15 protein-coding genes are annotated in these 18,710 nt (G+C 61.2%); 12 read left to right on the forward strand and 3 right to left on the reverse strand.

All coding sequences use genetic code 11. The features are described from left to right. Positions 1-60 precede the first annotated feature (60 nt). A complete protein-coding gene (gene msrB / locus JAO85_RS12505) occupies positions 61-477 on the reverse strand; it encodes a peptide-methionine (R)-S-oxide reductase MsrB (protein ID WP_039050560.1) in 417 nt (138 codons plus the stop codon). Further along, positions 474-2,009: a protein adenylyltransferase SelO gene (locus JAO85_RS12510; RefSeq protein ID WP_202788184.1), complete on the reverse strand. Its 1,536-nt coding sequence runs from the start codon at positions 2,007-2,009 to the stop codon at positions 474-476. The genes msrB and JAO85_RS12510 overlap by 4 nt, the downstream gene beginning before the upstream one ends. A 204-nt stretch (positions 2,010-2,213) precedes the next feature. Between JAO85_RS12510 and JAO85_RS12515 the strand changes: the two genes are divergently transcribed. The 12 genes from JAO85_RS12515 (at position 2,214) to JAO85_RS12570 (ending at position 17,577) form a co-directional block, all read left to right on the forward strand. After that, positions 2,214-3,857 carry a 3-(methylthio)propionyl-CoA ligase gene (locus JAO85_RS12515; protein WP_012838921.1) on the forward strand — a complete coding sequence of 548 codons (1,644 nt, stop codon included), beginning with the start codon at positions 2,214-2,216 and terminating at the stop codon, positions 3,855-3,857. A gap of 89 nt (positions 3,858-3,946) precedes the next feature. Then, the gene (locus tag JAO85_RS12520) at positions 3,947-4,195 is read left to right on the forward strand and encodes a hypothetical protein (protein ID WP_123975007.1); all 249 of its coding nucleotides are present in this window, start codon (positions 3,947-3,949) and stop codon (positions 4,193-4,195) included. Further along, positions 4,192-5,214, forward strand: a complete 1,023-nt coding sequence (locus JAO85_RS12525; RefSeq protein WP_202788185.1) for a DUF4123 domain-containing protein — start codon at positions 4,192-4,194, stop codon at positions 5,212-5,214. Before JAO85_RS12520 ends, JAO85_RS12525 begins: the two co-directional genes overlap by 4 nt. Before the next feature lie 186 nt (positions 5,215-5,400). Continuing rightward, entirely contained in the window at positions 5,401-6,636 is a 1,236-nt protein-coding gene (locus tag JAO85_RS12530; RefSeq protein ID WP_012838919.1) for a branched-chain amino acid ABC transporter substrate-binding protein, read from the forward strand. Positions 6,637-6,866: 230 nt separating this feature from the next. After that, a complete protein-coding gene (locus tag JAO85_RS12535; protein ID WP_012838917.1) occupies positions 6,867-8,102 on the forward strand; it encodes a branched-chain amino acid ABC transporter substrate-binding protein in 1,236 nt (411 codons plus the stop codon). A 103-nt stretch (positions 8,103-8,205) separates the two neighbouring features. Continuing rightward, a complete protein-coding gene (locus JAO85_RS12540) occupies positions 8,206-9,159 on the forward strand; it encodes a branched-chain amino acid ABC transporter permease (RefSeq protein WP_012838916.1) in 954 nt (317 codons plus the stop codon). A 3-nt stretch (positions 9,160-9,162) separates the two neighbouring features. Next, positions 9,163-10,503: a branched-chain amino acid ABC transporter permease gene (locus tag JAO85_RS12545; RefSeq protein ID WP_039050564.1), complete on the forward strand. Its 1,341-nt coding sequence runs from the start codon at positions 9,163-9,165 to the stop codon at positions 10,501-10,503. Between the two features lie 3 nt (positions 10,504-10,506). Next, positions 10,507-11,325, forward strand: coding sequence for an ABC transporter ATP-binding protein (locus JAO85_RS12550; protein WP_012838914.1), 819 nt, complete (start codon positions 10,507-10,509; stop codon positions 11,323-11,325). Between the two features lie 10 nt (positions 11,326-11,335). Next, positions 11,336-12,031, forward strand: coding sequence for an ABC transporter ATP-binding protein (locus JAO85_RS12555; RefSeq protein WP_003069489.1), 696 nt, complete (start codon positions 11,336-11,338; stop codon positions 12,029-12,031). Between the two features lie 227 nt (positions 12,032-12,258). Then, entirely contained in the window at positions 12,259-14,358 is a 2,100-nt protein-coding gene (locus JAO85_RS12560) for a 3-hydroxyacyl-CoA dehydrogenase NAD-binding domain-containing protein (protein ID WP_202788186.1), read from the forward strand. Between the two features lie 45 nt (positions 14,359-14,403). Then, on the forward strand, positions 14,404-15,579 hold the full coding sequence (locus JAO85_RS12565; RefSeq protein WP_012838912.1) for an acetyl-CoA C-acyltransferase: 1,176 nt from the start codon (positions 14,404-14,406) through the stop codon (positions 15,577-15,579). A gap of 138 nt (positions 15,580-15,717) precedes the next feature. Further along, positions 15,718-17,577, forward strand: a complete 1,860-nt coding sequence (locus JAO85_RS12570; protein WP_034390748.1) for an acyl-CoA dehydrogenase — start codon at positions 15,718-15,720, stop codon at positions 17,575-17,577. 60 nt (positions 17,578-17,637) lie between these two features. Here the strand turns inward: JAO85_RS12570 and JAO85_RS12575 are convergent, their stop codons facing one another. Continuing rightward, positions 17,638-18,669 carry a patatin-like phospholipase family protein gene (locus JAO85_RS12575; protein ID WP_039050629.1) on the reverse strand — a complete coding sequence of 344 codons (1,032 nt, stop codon included), beginning with the start codon at positions 18,667-18,669 and terminating at the stop codon, positions 17,638-17,640. Positions 18,670-18,710 lie beyond the last annotated feature (41 nt).

The following is an 18,710-nucleotide window of genomic DNA, read 5'->3' on the forward strand; positions in this document are numbered from 1 at the left end:
ACGCCAGCGCAGAAAGCCTGATTGGAAGCGTAGCCCTTGCTGCTCAAGCCTTGCCAGCTCTTATTTTGGGGGCTCGTTCTGGAAATCCAGCGAGGCCGAGTTCATGCAGTAGCGCAGGCCGGTGTCGGTGGGGCCGTCGGGAAAGACATGGCCCAGATGGGCCCCGCAGTTGCTGCATACCGTCTCGGTGCGCACCATGCCATGGCTGCGGTCCACGATATTGGTGATGGCACCGGGCAGGGCCTGGTCAAAGCTGGGCCAGCCGCAGCCGGCGTCAAACTTGGTATGGGAGTCGAACAGCTTGTTGCCGCAGCAGATGCAGTGGTAGCTGCCATCGGCCCAGAACTGCTCGTATTTGCCGGTGAAAGGTCGCTCGGTGGCTGCGTGGCGTGTGACCTGGAAGGCCGCAGCTTCGGCGCCCTTGTCCTGCAACAGGGTTTGCCATTCTTGGTCGGATTTCTGGACAGGAAAGCTCATGATGAACAGCTGATTTCAATCGAGGAAGCCCAGTCGGGCGGGAAGCCGGCCCAGTCGGCGTGGTCCGGGTGCGAGTCATAAGGCGTCTGCAACACGGCCAGCATCTGCTGCACCGGGGCGAAGTCACCGGCCTGGGCGGCGCGAATCACGGTCTCGCCCAGATGGTTGCGCAGCACAAAGCGCGGATTGGATTTTTGCATCAAATCGACGGTCTGTGCTTTTTCCACTTGCGCCAGCTGCTCTGAATAAGTGAGCGACCAGGCATCAAAGCTGGCCCGGTCAAGAATGATGTCACGCAGTGGCTCAAAGTCGATTTTCGTTTCCTGCCTTTGTGCAACAGCATCGGTCAGGCGGCTGAAAAAGATGGTGTAGTCCACCTTGCTGTCGGCCAGGATCTGCAGCAGCGGGTTGACCAACTGCGCAAAGCGGCCTTCGGTGGCAGGCGTGCCGGCCTCGTTTTCGGGCAGGCCCAGCTTGGCCAGCATCTGGCGCGCATAGGCGGCGGGGAAGACGGTCTTGTAGGACTCCAGCGCAGCAATCGTCAGCTCTTCGTCGCCGATCAGCGGCAGCAAGGCCTGGCCCAGGCAGTAGAGATTCCAGTAGGCCACCTGGGGCTGGCGGTTAAAGGCATAGCGGCCCTGGCTGTCGCTGTGGTTGCAGATATGGCCTGGGTCGAAGGCATCGAGAAACTGGAAGGGGCCGTAGTCGATGGTCAGGCCCAGAATGCTCATATTGTCGGTATTCATCACACCATGGCAAAAGCCCACGCCTTGCCACTGGGCCATCAGTCGGGCAGTGCGCTCGCTCACGGCCTGCAGAAAATTGGCATAGGGATTGCCGTTCAGTGCAACGGCCGTGCGGCATTCCGGGTAATGCTGGTCTATGACCAGATCGGCCAGGGCTTTAAGTTCGGTCTGCATGTCGCGCGCGGCGAAATGCTCGAAATGGCCGAAGCGGATGAAGCTTTCGGCCACACGGGTCACGACGGCGGCAGTTTCCATGGTCTCGCGCGCCACGGGCAGGGGCGAGCCCGTCAGCGCCAGCGCTCGCGTGGTGGGAATGCCCAGGGCTGCCATGGCTTCGCTGCAGAGAAATTCGCGAATCGACGAGCGCAGAACGGCCCGGCCGTCGCCCATGCGTGAATAGGGGGTGCGGCCAGCGCCCTTGAGCTGGACTTCAAAGCCCTGCTCAGTCTCACCCAACAGGATGGCACGGCCATCGCCAAGCTGGCCGGCCCAGACGCCGAACTGGTGACCGCTATAGACAGTGGCCAGCGGCTTGCTGCCGCCTTTGCCATGGCCGGAGACGACATTGCCGCTGAGGATTTGCAGCGCTTCGGCGCTGTGCAGCCACTCGGTGTTCAGACCCATCCAGCGGGCCGTGCTGACGCTGGCGGCAATCCAGTGCGGCTCTGGCACGGGCGTGGGTTGGAGATAGGTGAAAAAAGCCGGGCCCAGAGCTTCGAAGCGGCCGGGCTTGCGCCATTGCGGGGCAGGGGATTCGCTCATGCAATCATTGTGCTTGAGCAGCATCAAGGACAGGGTTTGCAGGGTTGTTGAGCCGGTTTCCGTTGGAGAGCAGCCTAGGTTTTTCCCTGAGTGCGCGCACATCGTTCAGAGGGAGGATGCAGACAAAGGTCGCCAAGGTTACGCATTGGTGACAGTCCTCAGATGACGGCCTGGAAGCCCGCGCTAGGATGCTTCCCGATCATCACAACGATATCCAGGAGACTGCCAATGTTGGGTCTGATGCAAAGCCAGCCGCTGTTGATTTCTTCCCTGATCGAGTTTGCCGCGCGCAACCATGCCGATGGAGAGATAGTCTCCCGCCGTGTGGAAGGCGATATCCACCGCTACACCTACAAGGATCTGGCGGCGCGCTCGCGTCAGCTTGCCAACAAGCTCGATGCCATGGGCCTGGTGCCGGGCGAGCGCGTGGCCAGCCTGGCCTGGAATGGCTATCGCCACATGGAGATGTATTTTGGCGTCAGCGGCTCGGGCCGGGTGTTGCACACCATCAACCCGCGCCTGCATCCCGAGCAGGTCGCATGGATCGTCAATCACGCCGAAGACAAGGTGCTGTGCTTTGACCTGACCTTTTTGCCCATCATCCAGGCCGTGCATGCCAAATGCCCGCAGGTGCAGCAATGGGTGGTGCTCTGCGATACAGACCGGCTGCCGGCAGACAGCGGCATTCCAGGCCTCGTCAGCTACGAGAGCTGGATTGCGGGCCAGTCCGATCAATACCGCTGGCCGCAGTTCGACGAGAACACCGCATCCAGCATGTGCTATACCAGCGGGACCACGGGCAACCCCAAGGCCGTGCTCTATAGCCACCGCTCCAGCACGCTGCACGCCTATGCCGCAGCGCTGCCCGATGTGATGTGCCTGTCGGCCCGTGATTCGGTGCTGCCCGTGGTCCCCATGTTCCACGTCAATGCCTGGGGCTTGCCATATTCGGCGGCGCTCACGGGCTGCAAGATGGTCTTTCCGGGCCCGGCGCTCGACGGGAAGTCGGTCTACGAGCTGATCGAATCGGAAGGCGTGACCTTTGCTGCTGGCGTGCCCACCGTCTGGCAGATGCTGCTCGGCTATATGAAGCCGGGCGGCCTGCGTTTTTCCAAGCTCAATCGCACGGTGATCGGCGGCTCCGCCTGCCCGCCCGCCATGATTACCGCCTTCCAGGACGACTACGGCGTGGAGGTGCTGCATGCATGGGGCATGACGGAGATGAGCCCGCTGGGCACGCTGTGCACGCTCAAGAACAAGCATCTGGAACTGCCCAAGGAAGAGCAGATGAAGATCCGGCAGAAGCAGGGGCGCGCGATCTATGGTGTGGAGATGAAGATCGTCAACGACGCCGGTGACGAACAGCCCTGGGATGGCAAGAGCTATGGCGACCTGCTGGTGCGCGGCCCCTGGATCATCGACAGCTATTACAAAGGCAGCGGCAACCCCCTGGTGCGCGGGGCTGACGGCCACGGTTGGTTCCCGACGGGGGATGTGGCGACGATAGACCCCGACGGCTATATGCAGATCACCGACCGCAGCAAGGATGTGATCAAGTCCGGCGGCGAATGGATCAGCTCCATCGATATTGAAAACATCGCCATGGCCAACCCGGCCGTGGCCATGGCGGCCTGCATAGGCATGCCGCATCCCAAGTGGGACGAGCGCCCCATCGTGGCCGTGGTCAAGAAGCCCGGCGCGGAAATCACGCGCGAGGAGTTGCTGAAGTTCTATGAGGGCAAGACGGCCAAGTGGCAGATTCCCGATGATGTGGTGTTTGTGGACGCGATTCCAATCGGTGCCACAGGCAAGATGCTCAAGACCCGTCTGCGCGAGGAACTCAAGGACTACCAACTGCCCACGGCGGTCTGAACGTTCCCCGGCCTGGCCGGAGCAAAGCCATCATCGTGAGATGATGGCTTTTTTGCCTGTGCCTTTTCTGGCGCCATTGGTTGACATCCATGCCTTCAGCTCCCGGTTTTTGCGACTGCTCGCCACCCTTGATATCGGATGGTGGTCGTGCCCACGATTTGCCGCGACGCCAGCTTCTCGGAGCCGCCTTGCTGGGCGGGCTGGGTGCATGGAGTCTGCCTGCAGCAGCCTGCGGGCCAGAGACGGTCGCCCCGGCTGCGCCGCGCAATGTGTGTCTGGAATGTCTGGCACGCCGGGCACAGCAGCGCTCGGCCTTTGTGAACAAGGAGTTGCCGTGAGCGCCGGGCCGCTGTGGCCGCAAACAAGGCCTGCACGCAAGAGCTGGCCTTTGCGCTGGTCGCAGCTCAATTCGACCGGCAAGGCAACAGGCAAGCCCTTGCAGCTGTATCTGTTGCTGGATGCGGCGCAGAACCAGGACTTGTTGGCACAGGTGCCGCAAAGCGGTGCCGAGGCCTTGTTTGCTTTCACGCGCGCGAGCAAGGAGGGCCAGCTCAGTCCCTGGTTGGTACACCTTGGCAGCACTGCTCAGGCCTTGAAAACGCCACAGCAGAATTTTCTCGATGCCGTGCTCGATGTGGTGCAGGCCAGCCCTTGTGCCAGCTTGCTGGCAAGCGAGTGCGAGATGCCGGTGCTGCTGGCCCATCTGCGCCTGGCCATGGACCCAAGATTGCCTGGCGGCGACGGCAGCTATCTTGCCTTCTGGGACCCTGCCGTGCTGGCGGCCTTGCTTGGGCAAAGCGATCCGGACACGCAAACCGGCATCGAACCCGTGCTGCGCCCCGCCCAGTGCCAGGCCTTGCTGGGTCCGGTTGCACGCTGGTGGTGCTGGAGCCGATCGGGCCGGTTGCATGAATATGCGGTGGCTGATTTTGCCGGGCCTGCGGCGCCCCTGCCGCTTCAGCTCGGCACCGCTCAGGTCGATGCGTTGGTAAAGGGCAATGTGCCCGATCTGCTGATCTATTACCTGAATCTGAACCAGGTCCATCTGCGCGACAGATTGCCGCCGCTGGCAATGCATTGGTTTGCGCGTCAGCAACTGGAGTTTGCGCGCCGCCATGGGCTTGCTGGTACGCGCGACCTGCTCAACTATCTGTGTCTGGCGCTGATTGCAGGAGCACGCTTTGATCAATTGCCCGGAGTGGTCGAACTGCTGGCCAAGGTCAAGGCCGGCAGGCTGAGTTTCGACGAGTTGATGCGCGATATAGGACCGCATCTGGAGGACAGGGAACTGCCGGAGCCGCAGGTGCTGACCAGCTCCAGCGGCCTGCCGCTGACGGAAAGCCAGTTGCCGCTCTAGGTCGCTGAATCAGATAAGTCTCTGCACTTTTATAGGCGGGCGCCAGCAGCTATTGTTTTGGGAGCTTCGGCCTGAGGTAAACCCTGCAGTCGCCAAAGTGATATGCGCTAGGGCAACCCCCAGGCCGCAGGCGCTGGCTTGCCCTTTAGTCTGGGCGTCGCTCATAACCACCAACGGAGACGCTCTATGAAGTTTGCAATCAAGGCTTTGACAGCATCGGTGATCCTGGCGTGCGCGGGGAGTGCGATGGCGCAGAAGGGCGAGACCGTCAAGGTCGCCTGGATTGACCCGCTCTCGGGCCTGATGGCAGCGCTGGGATCCAATCAGCTCAAAAGCCTGCAGTACGTGGCCGAGGAAATCAACAAGAGCAGTGCTTCGGGGGTGAAGTTCGAAATCATCGGCATCGACAACAAGCTCAGCCCGCAGGAGACCACGGCCGCGCTGCGCTCGGCCATGGATCAGGGCGTGCGCTATGTGTTCCAGGGCAATGGCTCGGGCCCGGCGCTGGCCATCATGGATGCGCTGGAAAAGCACAATGCGCGCAACAAGGGCAAGGAGGTCGTGTTCCTCAACTATGCGGCGGTGGACCCGGACCTGACCAACAGCAAGTGCAGCTACTGGCATTTCCGCCTCGATGCCGATACCTCCATGAAGATGGAGGCCTTGACCACATATATGAAGGACGTGCCTGAGGTCAAGAAGGTCTATCTGATCAACCAGAACTACTCGCATGGCCAGCAGGTGTCCAAGTTTGCCAAGGAGATGCTCAAGCGCAAGCGCCCCGATGTGGAAATCGTGGGTGATGACTTCTCTCCTCTGGCCCAGGTGCGAGACTTCGCGCCCTATGTGGCCAAGATCAAGCAGTCGGGCGCCGATACGGTGATCACCGGCAACTGGGGCTCGGACCTGGCGCTGCTCATCAAGGCCGCCAACGATGCAGGTCTGAACAACGTCAAGTTCTACACCTATTACGGCATTGCCACGGGCGCGCCCACGGCCATGGGGGCGGCGGCGGCGGGCAAGGTCTATATGGTGGGCTACGGCCACCTGAACATGCCCGGCACCATGGACAAGATCGTCAAGGGCTTCAAGGCCAAGGTCAACGAGGATATGTACACCGGTACCGTGTACACGGGCCTGAACATGCTCGACCAGGCTTTTGCAAAAGCCAAGACCACCGATCCGGTCAAGGTCGCCGCGACCATGGAGGGCATGAAGTTCCAGAACTACAACGGCGAGGTCGAGATGCGCAAGACCGATCACCAGCTGCAGCAGGGCCTGTACATCGCGCGATGGGAGAAGGCCGGCGGCAAATACCCCATGGACTCGGAGAACACGGGATATACCTTTGCTCCCGTGAAGTACTTCGAGCCCTATGTGGCCAGCACCCCCACCAGTTGCCAGATGAAACGCCCCTCCTGAGCGGGGGAGGCGGGATCGATATTCGGGGCGCCCTGGTGGCGTCCTTTTTTATTCCCGGGTTTCATTCGCCTGCAAGTGCGAGCAGCTGTCGCACAAGTGTCGCCAACTGCCGCGAATCGGCCTTGGAAGTCGCATGCGTGATAGTTACTAAGGCTTTCCCCAGCGGGAAAAAGTCTACCGACCGGTAGATTGGCGGCAGTCGCTAGCAAAAACAATGAAAGGAGACAAGTATGAAATGGGTTATACGTGCGGTGGCCCTCTCGGCTATGGCTGTGAGTGCAGGTGGTGCATGGGCTCAGAAGGGTGAAACCGTCAAGGTCGCCTGGATTGATCCCTTGTCGGGTCTGATGGCTGCCGTGGGAACGAATCAGCTCAAGACTTTTCAGCTGCTGGCGGAAGAGTTCAACAAGAAAAATGCCTCGGGCGTGAAGTTCGAGGTCGTGGCGCTGGACAACAAGCTCAGCCCGCAGGAGACCACGGCTGCGCTGCGCTCGGCCATGGATCAGGGCGTGCGCTATGTGACGCAGGGCAATGGCTCGGGGCCGGCGCTGGCCATCATGGATGCGCTGGAAAAGCACAACAATCGCAACAAGGGCAAGGAGCTGCTCTATCTGAACTACGCTGCGGTGGATCCCGACCTCACCAACAGCAAATGCAGCTACTGGCATTTCCGTCTCGATGCCGATACCTCCATGAAGATGGAGGCATTGACCACATTCATGAAGGACGATGCCGAGGTCAAGAAGGTCTATCTGATCAACCAGAACTACGGCCATGGTCAGCAGGTGTCCAAATACGCCAAGGACCTGCTCAAGAAAAAGCGCCCCGATGTGCAGATCGTGGGTGATGACTTCTCTCCTCTGGCTCAGGTGCGCGACTTTGCACCCTATGTGGCCAAGATCAAGCAGTCGGGGGCCGATACGGTGATCACCGGCAACTGGGGAGCGGATCTGTCGCTGCTGCTCAAGGCCGCCAATGATGCGGGGATGAACAACGTCAAGTTCTATACCTACTATGCCTTCGGTCCTGGGGGGCCTACTGCCATGGGCGCAGCGTCCGAGGGTAAGGTCTATACCGTGACTTACGGGCACTACAACATGGGTGCGCCGATTCAGGCCAGCATGGAAAGCTTCAAGAAGAAGTTCAACGATGACCTGACGCAAAGCTCCATCTACCATGTGTTCGCCTTGCTGGATGCAGCTTTTGTCAAGACAGGCTCCACCGACCCGGTCAAGGTTGCGGCGGCACTCGAGGGTATGAAGCTGAAAAGCTTCAACGGCGATGTCGAGATGCGCAAGAGCGACCACCAGTTGCAGCAAGGCCTGTATATCTCCAAGTGGCAGAAGGCTGGCGGCAAGTTCCCTTATGACGCGGAAAACACAGGCTACACCTTCGCTCCCGTGAAGTACTACGAGCCCTATGTGGCCAGCACGCCCACCAGTTGCCAGATGAAGCGTCCGTCCTGAGTCAGGCTCACTCTCCCTCGTGCTGCAGCATCCGTACCCACAAGAACGCATAACAGGTGCAGTGCTGCAGCAGTCTTTTTGCTCATGAGAACAAGGCAAGTCGATGACGCCTGAATTTTTCACCATATCGATGCTCAACGGTGTGAGCTACGGGCTGCTGCTCTTCATGCTCAGCTCAGGCCTGACGCTGATCTTCAGCATGATGGGCGTGCTTAATTTCGCTCACACCAGTTTCTACATGCTGGGGGCGTACTTCGCATACACGCTCAGCGGCATCATCGGGTTCTGGCCCGCGCTCTTTCTCTGCCCCGTGCTGGTGGGCGTGCTGGGGGCGCTGTTCGAGCGCTACAGCCTGCGCCGCGTGCACAAATATGGCCATGTGCCCGAGTTGCTGGTGACTTTTGGTCTGTCCTATCTGATTCTCGAGGTGGTGCAGCTGGTATGGGGGCGGGGCACCGTGCCTTATGCGCTGCCGTCGGCGCTGCAGGGGCCGCTGTTTACCCTGTATGGCACACAGTTCCCCAAGTCGCGCTCCTTTGTGATGCTGGTGGCGCTGCTGATGCTGGTGGCCGTCTGGCTGCTGCTGACGCGCACACGCATTGGCCTTGTGATTCAGGCCGCGCTCAAGAACCCCGAAATGGTGGAGGCGCTGGGCCACAACGTGCCGCGTGTCTTCATGCTGGTGTTTGGCGGTGGCTGCGCGCTGGCCGGCCTGGCCGGCGTGATCGGCGGCAACACCTATGTGACCGAGCCAGCCATGGCGGCCTCCGTGGGTTCCATCATTTTCGTGGTGGTGGTGGTCGGCGGCATGGGCTCGCTGGCCGGGGCTTTCGTGGCCTCGCTGCTGATCGGTGTGGTGCAGACCTTTGCCGTGGCGCTGGACTGGTCTCTGGCCGGCCTGTTCACCTCCATGGGCCATCAGGTCAATGAGTCCACCTTCGGCTGGCCCGTGCTGCGACTGACGCTGTCGCAGGTCGCGCCCATCCTGCCTTACCTGTTCCTGGTGCTGATTCTGATCTTCCGCCCCAAGGGCTTGCTGGGTACCAGAGGGGATTGAGCCATGTCTTCGATTGCAAAAACATCCATGAATTCTTCTGCTGCCGACAAAGCTCGGTCCCAGGGACATTACCGCTTCAAGCCCTTGAACATAGGGCGAATTCTGATATGGGGCCTGTTTGCGCTGGCATTGATCGTGGCACCGCTGATCTTCACCAGCTCGCTGGCGCTGACCATGCTCAGCCAGATCGGCTATCTGATCATCATCTGCCTGTCCTACAACATCCTGCTGGGGCAGGGCGGCATGCTGAGTTTCGGTCATGCGGTCTATACCGGCCTGGGGTCGTTTCTGGCCATTCATGCCATGAACAAGGCTGCTGCAGGCGAGATGGCAATTCCGCTGGTGCTGATTCCCGTGGTGGGTGGCCTGGCGGGCATGTTCTTCGCTGCGCTTTTCGGCTATGTGACGACCAAGAAATCCGGCACCACCTTTGCCATGATCACCATGGGTCTAGGTGAGCTGGTGGCATCCATGGCGCTGATGTTTCCCGAGTTCTTCGGCGGCGAGGGCGGCATCACCACGGACCGGGTCTACAGCAAGTTCTTCGGGCTGGATTTCGGCTCGGGCCTGCAGGTGTACTACCTGATTGCCGTGTATTGCTTTGTCTGCACGGCTGCCATGTTTGCCTTCACCGGCACGCCGCTGGGTCGCATGCTGAACGCCGTGCGCGACAACCCCGAGCGTGTCGAGTTCGTGGGCTACAACACCCAACGCGTGCGCTACTTCGCTTTCATCATTGCAGGCTTTTTTGCCGGCATTGGTGGCGGGTTGACGGCCATCAATTTCGAGATCATCACGGCCATGGACAGCGTCAGCGTGGTGCGCTCGGGAGGCTATCTGCTGTTCACCTTTCTGGGCGGTGCCACCTTCTTCTTCGGTCCCATCATCGGTGCCGTACTGCTAGTGCTGGCATCGGTGCTGCTGTCCGAGCTGACCAAGGCCTGGCTGCTGTATCTGGGCCTGGTGTTCCTGCTCATGGTCATGTATGCCCCCGGCGGTGTGGCCAGCCTGATCATGATGAATCTGCGTGTGGCCAAGTTCGGCCATTTCAAGCGCCTGCTGATGCCCTATCTGGGCATTCTGGCTGCGGGCATCGTGACGGTGATCGGTGCCGCCTCGCTGATCGAGATGATCTATCACATGCAGCTCAATGCGGCTCTGGGCCCCAAGGTGCCGTTCATGGGAACCGAACTGGACACTAGTGCGGCTGCCACCTGGACAGTGGCAATTGTGGTGTTCGTGGTGGGCCTGGGCCTGCTGGAGGGCGTGCGCCGACTGACGGCCCGTCGCTGGGGCCGCATACAGGAAGCGATCGAAGAAAGCATCAAGAAAGGGGAGGGTTGAACCATGTCCAGCATCGCCATCCATCAACCAGCTGCGCAAGCTGTGCAGCAGTCTGCTCATGCGCTGGAGCTGCGCGATCTGCGCAAAAGCTTCGGCAAGACAGAAATCATTCGCGGCGCCAATCTGGCGGTCAATGCGGGCGAGCGCGTCGCCATCATCGGCCCCAATGGTGCGGGCAAGAGCACGTTGTTCAATCTGATCAGCGGCCGCTTCGAGCCCAGCAGTGGCGAGGTGCTGCTGCACGGCCAGCGCATTGACGGCAAAAAGCCTTTCGAGATCAATCGCATGGGGTTGTCGCGCAGCTTTCAGATCACGAATATCTTTCCCAAGCTTTCGGTGTTTGAAAACCTGCGCTGCAGCGTGCTCTGGAGCCTGGGCTACCGCTACAGCTTCTGGCGTTTTCTCTCCAATCTGCACGATGCCAACGAACGTGCCAACGAGCTGATGGAGATGATCGGCCTGCATCGCAAGCGCGACACGCTCGCGGTGAACCTGACCTATGCCGAGCAGCGTGCTCTGGAGATCGGCATCACCATCGGCGGCGGTGCCAGCGTCATCCTGCTCGACGAACCCACGGCAGGCATGAGCAATAGCGAAACCGCGCATTTCATTCAGTTGATCAAGAAAGTCACCGAAGGCAAGACGCTGCTGACCGTGGAGCACGACATGGGCGTGGTCTTCGGGCTGGCGGACAAGATTGCCGTGGTGGTCTATGGCGAGGTCATCGCCTATGACACTCCCGAAGCCGTGCGTGCCAATGCGCGGGTGCAGGAGGCCTACCTGGGCTCCTCCGTCGCCGATCAACAGGCCTCTGCGCACTGAAGGAGTCCCCATGCTAAAGATCAATGATTTGCACGCCTATTACGGCAAAAGCCATGTGCTGCATGGCGTGGACTTCGAGGTTCATGCCGGCGAGATCGTTGCCTTGCTGGGGCGTAACGGCTCGGGCCGCTCCACCACAGCCAAGGCCATCATGGGACTGGTGCACTGGGAGGGGGCACTGGACTGGAAAGGCAAGAACCTGCATGGCAAGAAAGCCTACGAGGTGGCCCATCTGGGTATCGGCTATGTGCCCGAAAGTCGTGACGTATTCCCCAATCTGACCGTGCATCAGAACCTGATGCTGGGGCAGAAAGGCAAGGGCAAAGGCAGTCGCTGGGGCTTTGACGATATGTATGCCATGTTTCCCCGCCTCAAGGAACGTCAGCACACCGAGGCCGGCGTGATGTCGGGCGGCGAGCAGCAGATGCTCACGCTCTGCCGCACGCTGATGGGTGACCCGGATCTCATCATCATCGACGAACCCACGGAAGGGCTGGCGCCCAAGATCGTGGAACTGGTGGGAGAGTACCTCAAGAAGATCAAGGATCGTGGCGTGTCCGTGCTGCTGATCGAGCAAAAGCTGACCATCGCCATGAATATCTCGGACCGGGCGCTGGTCATGGGCCATGGGCATATTGTTTTTGACGGAACTCCCGAAACCCTCAGAGCGAACGAAAAGGTTCGCAAGGAGTGGCTGGAGGTTTGAGCTGACACACCCCTTGAGCGGCTTTGCCGCTTTGCGGGAGAGGGACAACATCCTGGCTGCGGGGCGGTGGGGCCGCCCAGGCCCTTGCTTGATGTCTCTGATATGAGGTGTGCTCATTCTGTGAGCTGTCTCGCTCAGGACAAGCATCAGTTGCGCAACGCAGCAAAATTCGGAAAATAAAAAACGCACGACCGTTCTTTTCTATTTATTGAACAGGGGACAACAGCATGACTGCTGAATACAAAGTGGACGGAGCCATCGCCGTCATTACCTTGAACAACCCGCCGGTCAACGGCCTGGGTCTGGCCACCAGACGAGGTGTGGTTGAGGGTTTGCGCCAGGCTCTGGCGGATGACGCCGTCAAGGCCATCGTCATTACCGGCGCCGGCAAGGCCTTCTCGGGCGGAGCCGATATCACAGAGTTCGGCAAGGAAGATGCCTACCGCGAGCCGCATCTGATTTCGGTCATCCAGCAACTGGACCTGTCGACCAAGCCTGTGATCGCCGCGATTCACAGCGTCTGCATGGGGGGCGGGCTGGAGCTGGCGCTGGGATGCCATTACCGCATTGCCGCCCCCGGCACGGCCGTGGCGCTGCCCGAGGTCAAGCTGGGCCTGCTGCCAGGCGCCGGCGGCACCCAGCGCCTGCCTCGCGTACTGGGTGTGGAAGCCGCACTCAATATGATTGTCAGCGGCGAGACCGTGATGAGCGAAATGCTGGCCATGCTGCCCGGCCAGAAGCTGTTCAGCAAGATGTCTGCTTCGGCCGAGACGCTGCTGGCCGAGGCCAAGGCCTTGGCGCTGGAAGTCGCCGATGTCCGCCCGCTGCCGCGTGTGCGCGACCTGTCCTGCAAGCATCCCCAGGGCGAGGCCTATTTCGAGTTCGCCGCCACCATGGTGCAGGGCATGTCCAAGAACTTCCCTGCGCCCCTGCGCTGCCTGGAAGCCGTCAAGAATGCCACGACCAAGAAATTCGACGACGGCATGGTGGCCGAGCGCGAGGCCTTCATGCAGCTGATGATGACGCCCGAGTCGCGTTCGCTGCGTCATCTGTTCATGGCCGAGCGTGCCGCCTCCAAGATCCCCGACGTGCCCGGCGATACGCCTGTGCGCGAAATTCGGACAGTGGGTGTGATCGGTGCCGGCACCATGGGCGGCGGCATTTCCATGAACTTCCTCAATGCGGGCATTCCCGTCACGATTCTGGAGACCAAGCAGGAAGCCCTGGATCGCGGCGTGGCGACCATCCGCAAGAACTACGAGGCCCAGGTCAAAAAGGGCAAGCTCTCCGAGCAGAAGTACGAGCAGCGCATGGCGTTGCTCAGCACCACGCTCAACTATGGCGATCTGAAGAATGCCGACCTCATCATCGAGGCCGTGTTCGAGGAGCTGGGCGTGAAGGAGCAGGTCTTCAAGCAGCTCGATGAAGTGGCCAAGCCCGGCGCGGTTCTGGCATCCAACACTTCCACGCTCGATGTGGACAAGATCGCCGCCTTCACCAAGCGTCCGCAGGATGTGGTGGGCATGCATTTCTTCAGTCCCGCCAATGTGATGAAGCTGCTGGAAGTGGTGCGCGGCAAGGCCACGGCCAAGGATGTGCTGGCCACGGTGATGAAGGTAGGCAAGAAGATCAAGAAGACGGCCGTGGTCTCCGGCGTCTGCGACGGCTTCATCGGCAATCGCATGATCGAGCAGTACTCGCGCCAGGCTGGCTTCCTGTTGGACGAAGGTGCATCGCCACAGCAGGTGGACAAGGCCATCGAGAAGTTCGGCTTTGCCATGGGCCCGTTCCGCATGGGCGACCTGGCGGGTAACGATATTGGCTGGGCCATCCGCAAGCGTCGCTATGTCGAGAAGCCCGATATGAAGTACAGCGCCAGTGCGGACCGTCTGTGCGAGCTGGGTCGCTTCGGCCAGAAGACCGGTGCGGGCTGGTATGACTATGTGCCCGGCAAGCGCGACGCCATCCCTTCGGAGGTGGTGGCCAAGATGATCGACGAGCATCGCAAGAGCCTGGGTATCACGCCGCGCAAGATCTCCGACGAGGAAATCGTGCAGCGCCTGGTCTATGCGCTGGTCAACGAAGGCGCTCAGATTCTGGAAGACGGTATTGCCAGCAAGTCCGGCGATATCGACATGGTGTATCTGACCGGTTATGGCTTTCCGCTGTGGCGCGGCGGCCCCATGCACTATGCGGGCGAGGTCGGCCTGTTCAACGTGGTTCAGGCTATGGGCCGCTTTGCCCAGAACCCGAATGACGATGCCAAGTTCTGGCAGCCCGCGCCGTTGCTGGCCAAGCTGGCCGCCGAAGGCAAGCAGTTCAGCTAGGCGCGGACGATTTGCCACGAAACACCCAGAATCAAAGGACAGAACATGACATCCGCAGTGATTGTTTCTACCGCGCGCACTCCGCTGGCCAAGAGCTGGAAGGGCGCTTTCAACATGACTTACGGCCCCACCATGGGCGCCCACGCGGTCAAGGCCGCAGTGGAGCGCGCAGGCATTGAGGGCGCCGAGGTCGAGGATGTGATCATGGGCATGTCCCTGCCCGAAGGCACGACAGGCGGCAACGTCGCCCGTCTGATTGCCATCCGTGCAGGCCTGCCGGTCACGACATCGGGGCTGACCATCAACCGCTTCTGTTCCTCGGGACTGCAGGCGATCGCGCTGGCCTCCCAGCGCATCATCGCGGGCGAGAACGATGTGCTGGTGGCGGGCGGCCTGGAGAGCATCTCCTGTGTGCAGCCCCACCTGAATCCGCATATGGCCTTCGATCCCGAACTGACGGCCATGAAGCCCGAGATCTACTGGAATATGCTGCAGACTGCCGAGCAGGTGGCCAAGCGCTACAACATCAGCCGCGATGCCCAGGATGAGTACGGCGCCTCCAGCCAGCAGAAAGCCGCTGCGGCACAGGCGGCCGGCCTGTTCGAAGCCGAGATTGCCCCCATGAAGACCGTCATGGGCGTGGCCGACAAGGTGCGCGGACTGATCACCAAGGAGGTGACCGTCAGCAAGGATGAGGGTATTCGCGAGGGAACGACCAAGGAAGGCATCAGCGGCCTGCGCAGCGCGCTGCCCGGCGGCGTAGTCACAGCCGGCAATGCCAGCCAGTTCTCCGACGGCGCCGGAGCCTGCGCCATAGTCAGCGAAGCCTATGCATCGCGCAAGGGTCTGCAGCCCCTGGGTCGCTTCCTGGGCTTTGCCGTGGCCGGCTGCGAGCCCGACGAAATGGGCATCGGCCCCATCTATGCCATTCCCAAGGTGCTCAAGAAGCTGGGTCTGTCGATCAATGACATCGACCTCTGGGAGCTCAATGAAGCCTTTGCCGTGCAGGTCATCTACTGCCGCGACAAGCTGGGCATTCCGGCCGACCGCCTCAATGTCAACGGCGGCGCGATTGCCGTGGGTCACCCCTATGGCGTCTCGGGCCAGCGCCTGACGGGCCATGCACTGATCGAAGGCAAGCGCCGCGGTGCCAAGCGCGTCTGCGTGACCATGTGCATCGGCGGCGGCATGGGCGCAGCGGGCGTGTTTGAAGTGCTGTAAGCAGGGCTTGGGCCAAGCCGCCTTCTGGTCACCTTGGGGTAGGGGCTGGAGGCGGCTTTTTTCTCCTCTGTATATATGAAATTGATAGCTTCAAGCGCTTTGTCCATAAGCGATGAAGCCTGCTTTGATAGGTAATCTATGCGCCTGCGTTCCACCATTGACTTTCTGCTCTACGACTGGCTGCAGGCCGAAGGCCTGACCAGCCGCCCCCGCTTTGCCGATCATTCGCGTGATACTTTCGATGCGGTGATGGATACCTGCGAGCGCATTGCGCGCGAGAAATACGCACCCTTCAACCGCACGGTGGACTTGCAGGAGCCGCAGTTCGATGGCGAGAAGGTCATCCTGCCTCAATGCACCTACGAAGCCCGCGAGGCCTATGCCGAATCGGGCATGCTCAGCGCCGCCCAGGACTACGAGATGGGCGGCATGCAGCTGCCCTATACCGTGGAGGCGGCGGCCAACTGCTTCTTCGCGGCGGCCTCGATCAGCATTGGCTCGAACATGCTGACCTCGGGCAATGCCAATGCCATCATGGCCCATGGCAGCGAGCGGCAGAAAAAAGTCTTTGCCGCCAATGAGTTCAACGGCCGCTGGGCCGGCACCATGGCCTTGTCCGAGCCGCAGGCGGGCTCGTCGCTGTCGGACATCGCCACGCGCGCGGAACCCGATGGCATCGAGCATGAGAGTGACGCGCTGGGGCCGCGCTATCGCCTCAAGGGCAACAAGATGTGGATCAGCTCGGGCGACCACGAAATGACCGAGAACATCGTGCATCTGGTGCTGGCCAAGATTCCGGGCGCCGATGGCAAGACCATTCCCGGCGTGAAGGGCATTTCGCTGTTCATCGTGCCCAAGAAGCTGGTCGATGCCGAGGGCCGGCTGACCGGCGAGCGCAACGATGTGGCCCTGGCAGGCCTCAACCACAAGCTGGGCTGGCGCGGAACGACCAATACCCTGCTCAATTTCGGCGAAGGCAAATACCCTGTGCGCGGTCAGCATGGTGGCGGTCTGGACGGCCGCGGCGCGGGTGCGATCGGCTATCTGGTCGGCAAGCCCGGCGAGGGCCTCAAATGCATGTTCCACATGATGAACGAGGCGCGCATTTCCATCGGCATGGCGGCCTCCATGCTGGGCATGGCCGGCTATCACGCCAGTCTCGAATATGCGCAAAGCCGTCCACAGGGCAGGCCCATAGGCGAGGGCGGCAAGGATGCGAGCCGGCCGCAGTCGCGCATCATCGAACATGCCGACGTCAAGCGCATGCTGCTGGCGCAGAAGGCCTATTGCGAAGGTGCGCTGGCCTTGAACCTGCTGTGCGCCAGATTGGTGGACGAGCAGTACACGGGCGAAGCACAGCAGGCGGCAGAAGCCAGGCTGCTGCTGGAGGTGCTGACGCCGGTGGCCAAGAGCTGGCCCAGCGAGTTCTGCCTGGAGGCCAATTCGCTGGCCATCCAGATCCATGGCGGCTATGGCTATACGCGCGATTTCGCGGTCGAGCAGTACTGGCGCGACAACCGCCTGAACATGATTCACGAGGGCACGCACGGCATACAGGCCATGGATCTGCTGGGCCGCAAGGTCGTCATGGATGGCGGCAAGGGCCTGCAACTGCTGGCTGCACGCATCAATGCCACCATTCAGCGGGCCATGCAGCATGAGAAGCTGGGCAGCTATGCCAATCAACTGGCGCGTGCGCTGGCCGATGTTGGATCAACCACCAAGGCAGCCTGGGCCACGGGCAACCCGCAGGAGGCACTGGCCAATGCCGTGCCCTATATGCAGGCTTTCGGTCACCTGGTGCTGGCCTGGATCTGGCTGGATGTGGCGCTGGCCGTACTGGCCATGGACAAGGATCTGGCGATTGCTGCTCATCGCGGCAGCATGGCGGCGCAGCGCTACTTCTTCCATTACGAGCTGCCGCGCATCGGCGCCTGGCTACAGGTGGTCAAGGCGCGCGACATGACCTGTGCAGGGATGGAGGAGGAGGCGTTCTGAGCCTCGCAGCGCAATAAAAAGGCCCGCATCAGCGGGCCTTTTTCATGGAGCAGGTTCAGCTCAGGGCTTTTCGCAGTTGCCGCTCATACCCACCATACCGGACAGCTTTTGAAGGCTGGAGCGCTGTTTCAGGCAGTCCTGATAGCTGGCTTCGGCGGCTTTCTGCTGCGCTATTTGAGTGGCTTTGGTGCGTTCGGCGCGCAGCTGGGCGATGCGTTCGCGAATCTGCGGCATCAGTGCAGTGGCGGCCTTCTCGCCTTCCACAATCGCGTGGCTGCGCTGTGCGAAGTCGGCCGGGCCGATGTCCAGCACTTTGGGACGAATGATGATGTCGGCACGCGCCAACTCGGCCTGGCCCAGCTTCTGACCCATGATGGCAATCGACTGATTGAGCGCTCCCAGCATATTGGCAGGGGTCTTGCCGCTGGCCTTGTTGGAGATGTCCACGGCGATCACGATGTCGGCCCCCAGATTGCGCACGGCATCCACCGGCACGGGGCTGACAATGCCGCCGTCCACATAGTGGTGCCTGCCGATGGTGACGGGCTGGAACACGCCCGGCACGCTGCTGGAGGCACGCACGGCCTGGCCTACATTGCCACGTGCGAACACGGTGCGTTCACCGTCTTCCAGGCGCGTGGAAACCGCAACAAAAGGCTTGGCCATCTGCTCCAGCGGTTTGCGGCGGACTTGTTCATTCACATAGTCCTCAAGCTTCTGGCCCAGCACCAAGCCGCCCGCAGACAGCTGCAGGTCGCGGATCTTGGCTTCGTCCAGCGCCACGGCTTTTTCCTGCAGCTCAAATGCGTTCATGCCGCTTGCATAGAGCGCACCCACCACGCTGCCGGCGCTGGTGCCTGCCACGAACGAGGGCGTGAAGCCATTGGCCTCGAGCATCTTGATGACGCCGATATGGGCAAAGCCCTTGGCCGCACCGCCGCCCAGCGCCAGGCCGATCTTGATCGGAGGGGCTGATGCGGTGGTCGAGGGGGCCTCAGGAGTCGCAGCGGGGCTGGGGGGATTGCTGCCGCAGGCGGCAAGGCCAAGCAGACTCAAACAGACCAAGGGGCGCAAAAAAGCATTCAGGCACATGCCGGGAAATCCTGCTGTCATTAGGGCGCAAAGTATAGCGA

Source organism: Comamonas sp. NyZ500, assembly GCF_016772095.1.
Classification (GTDB): Bacteria; Pseudomonadota; Gammaproteobacteria; order Burkholderiales; family Burkholderiaceae_C; genus Comamonas; species Comamonas thiooxydans.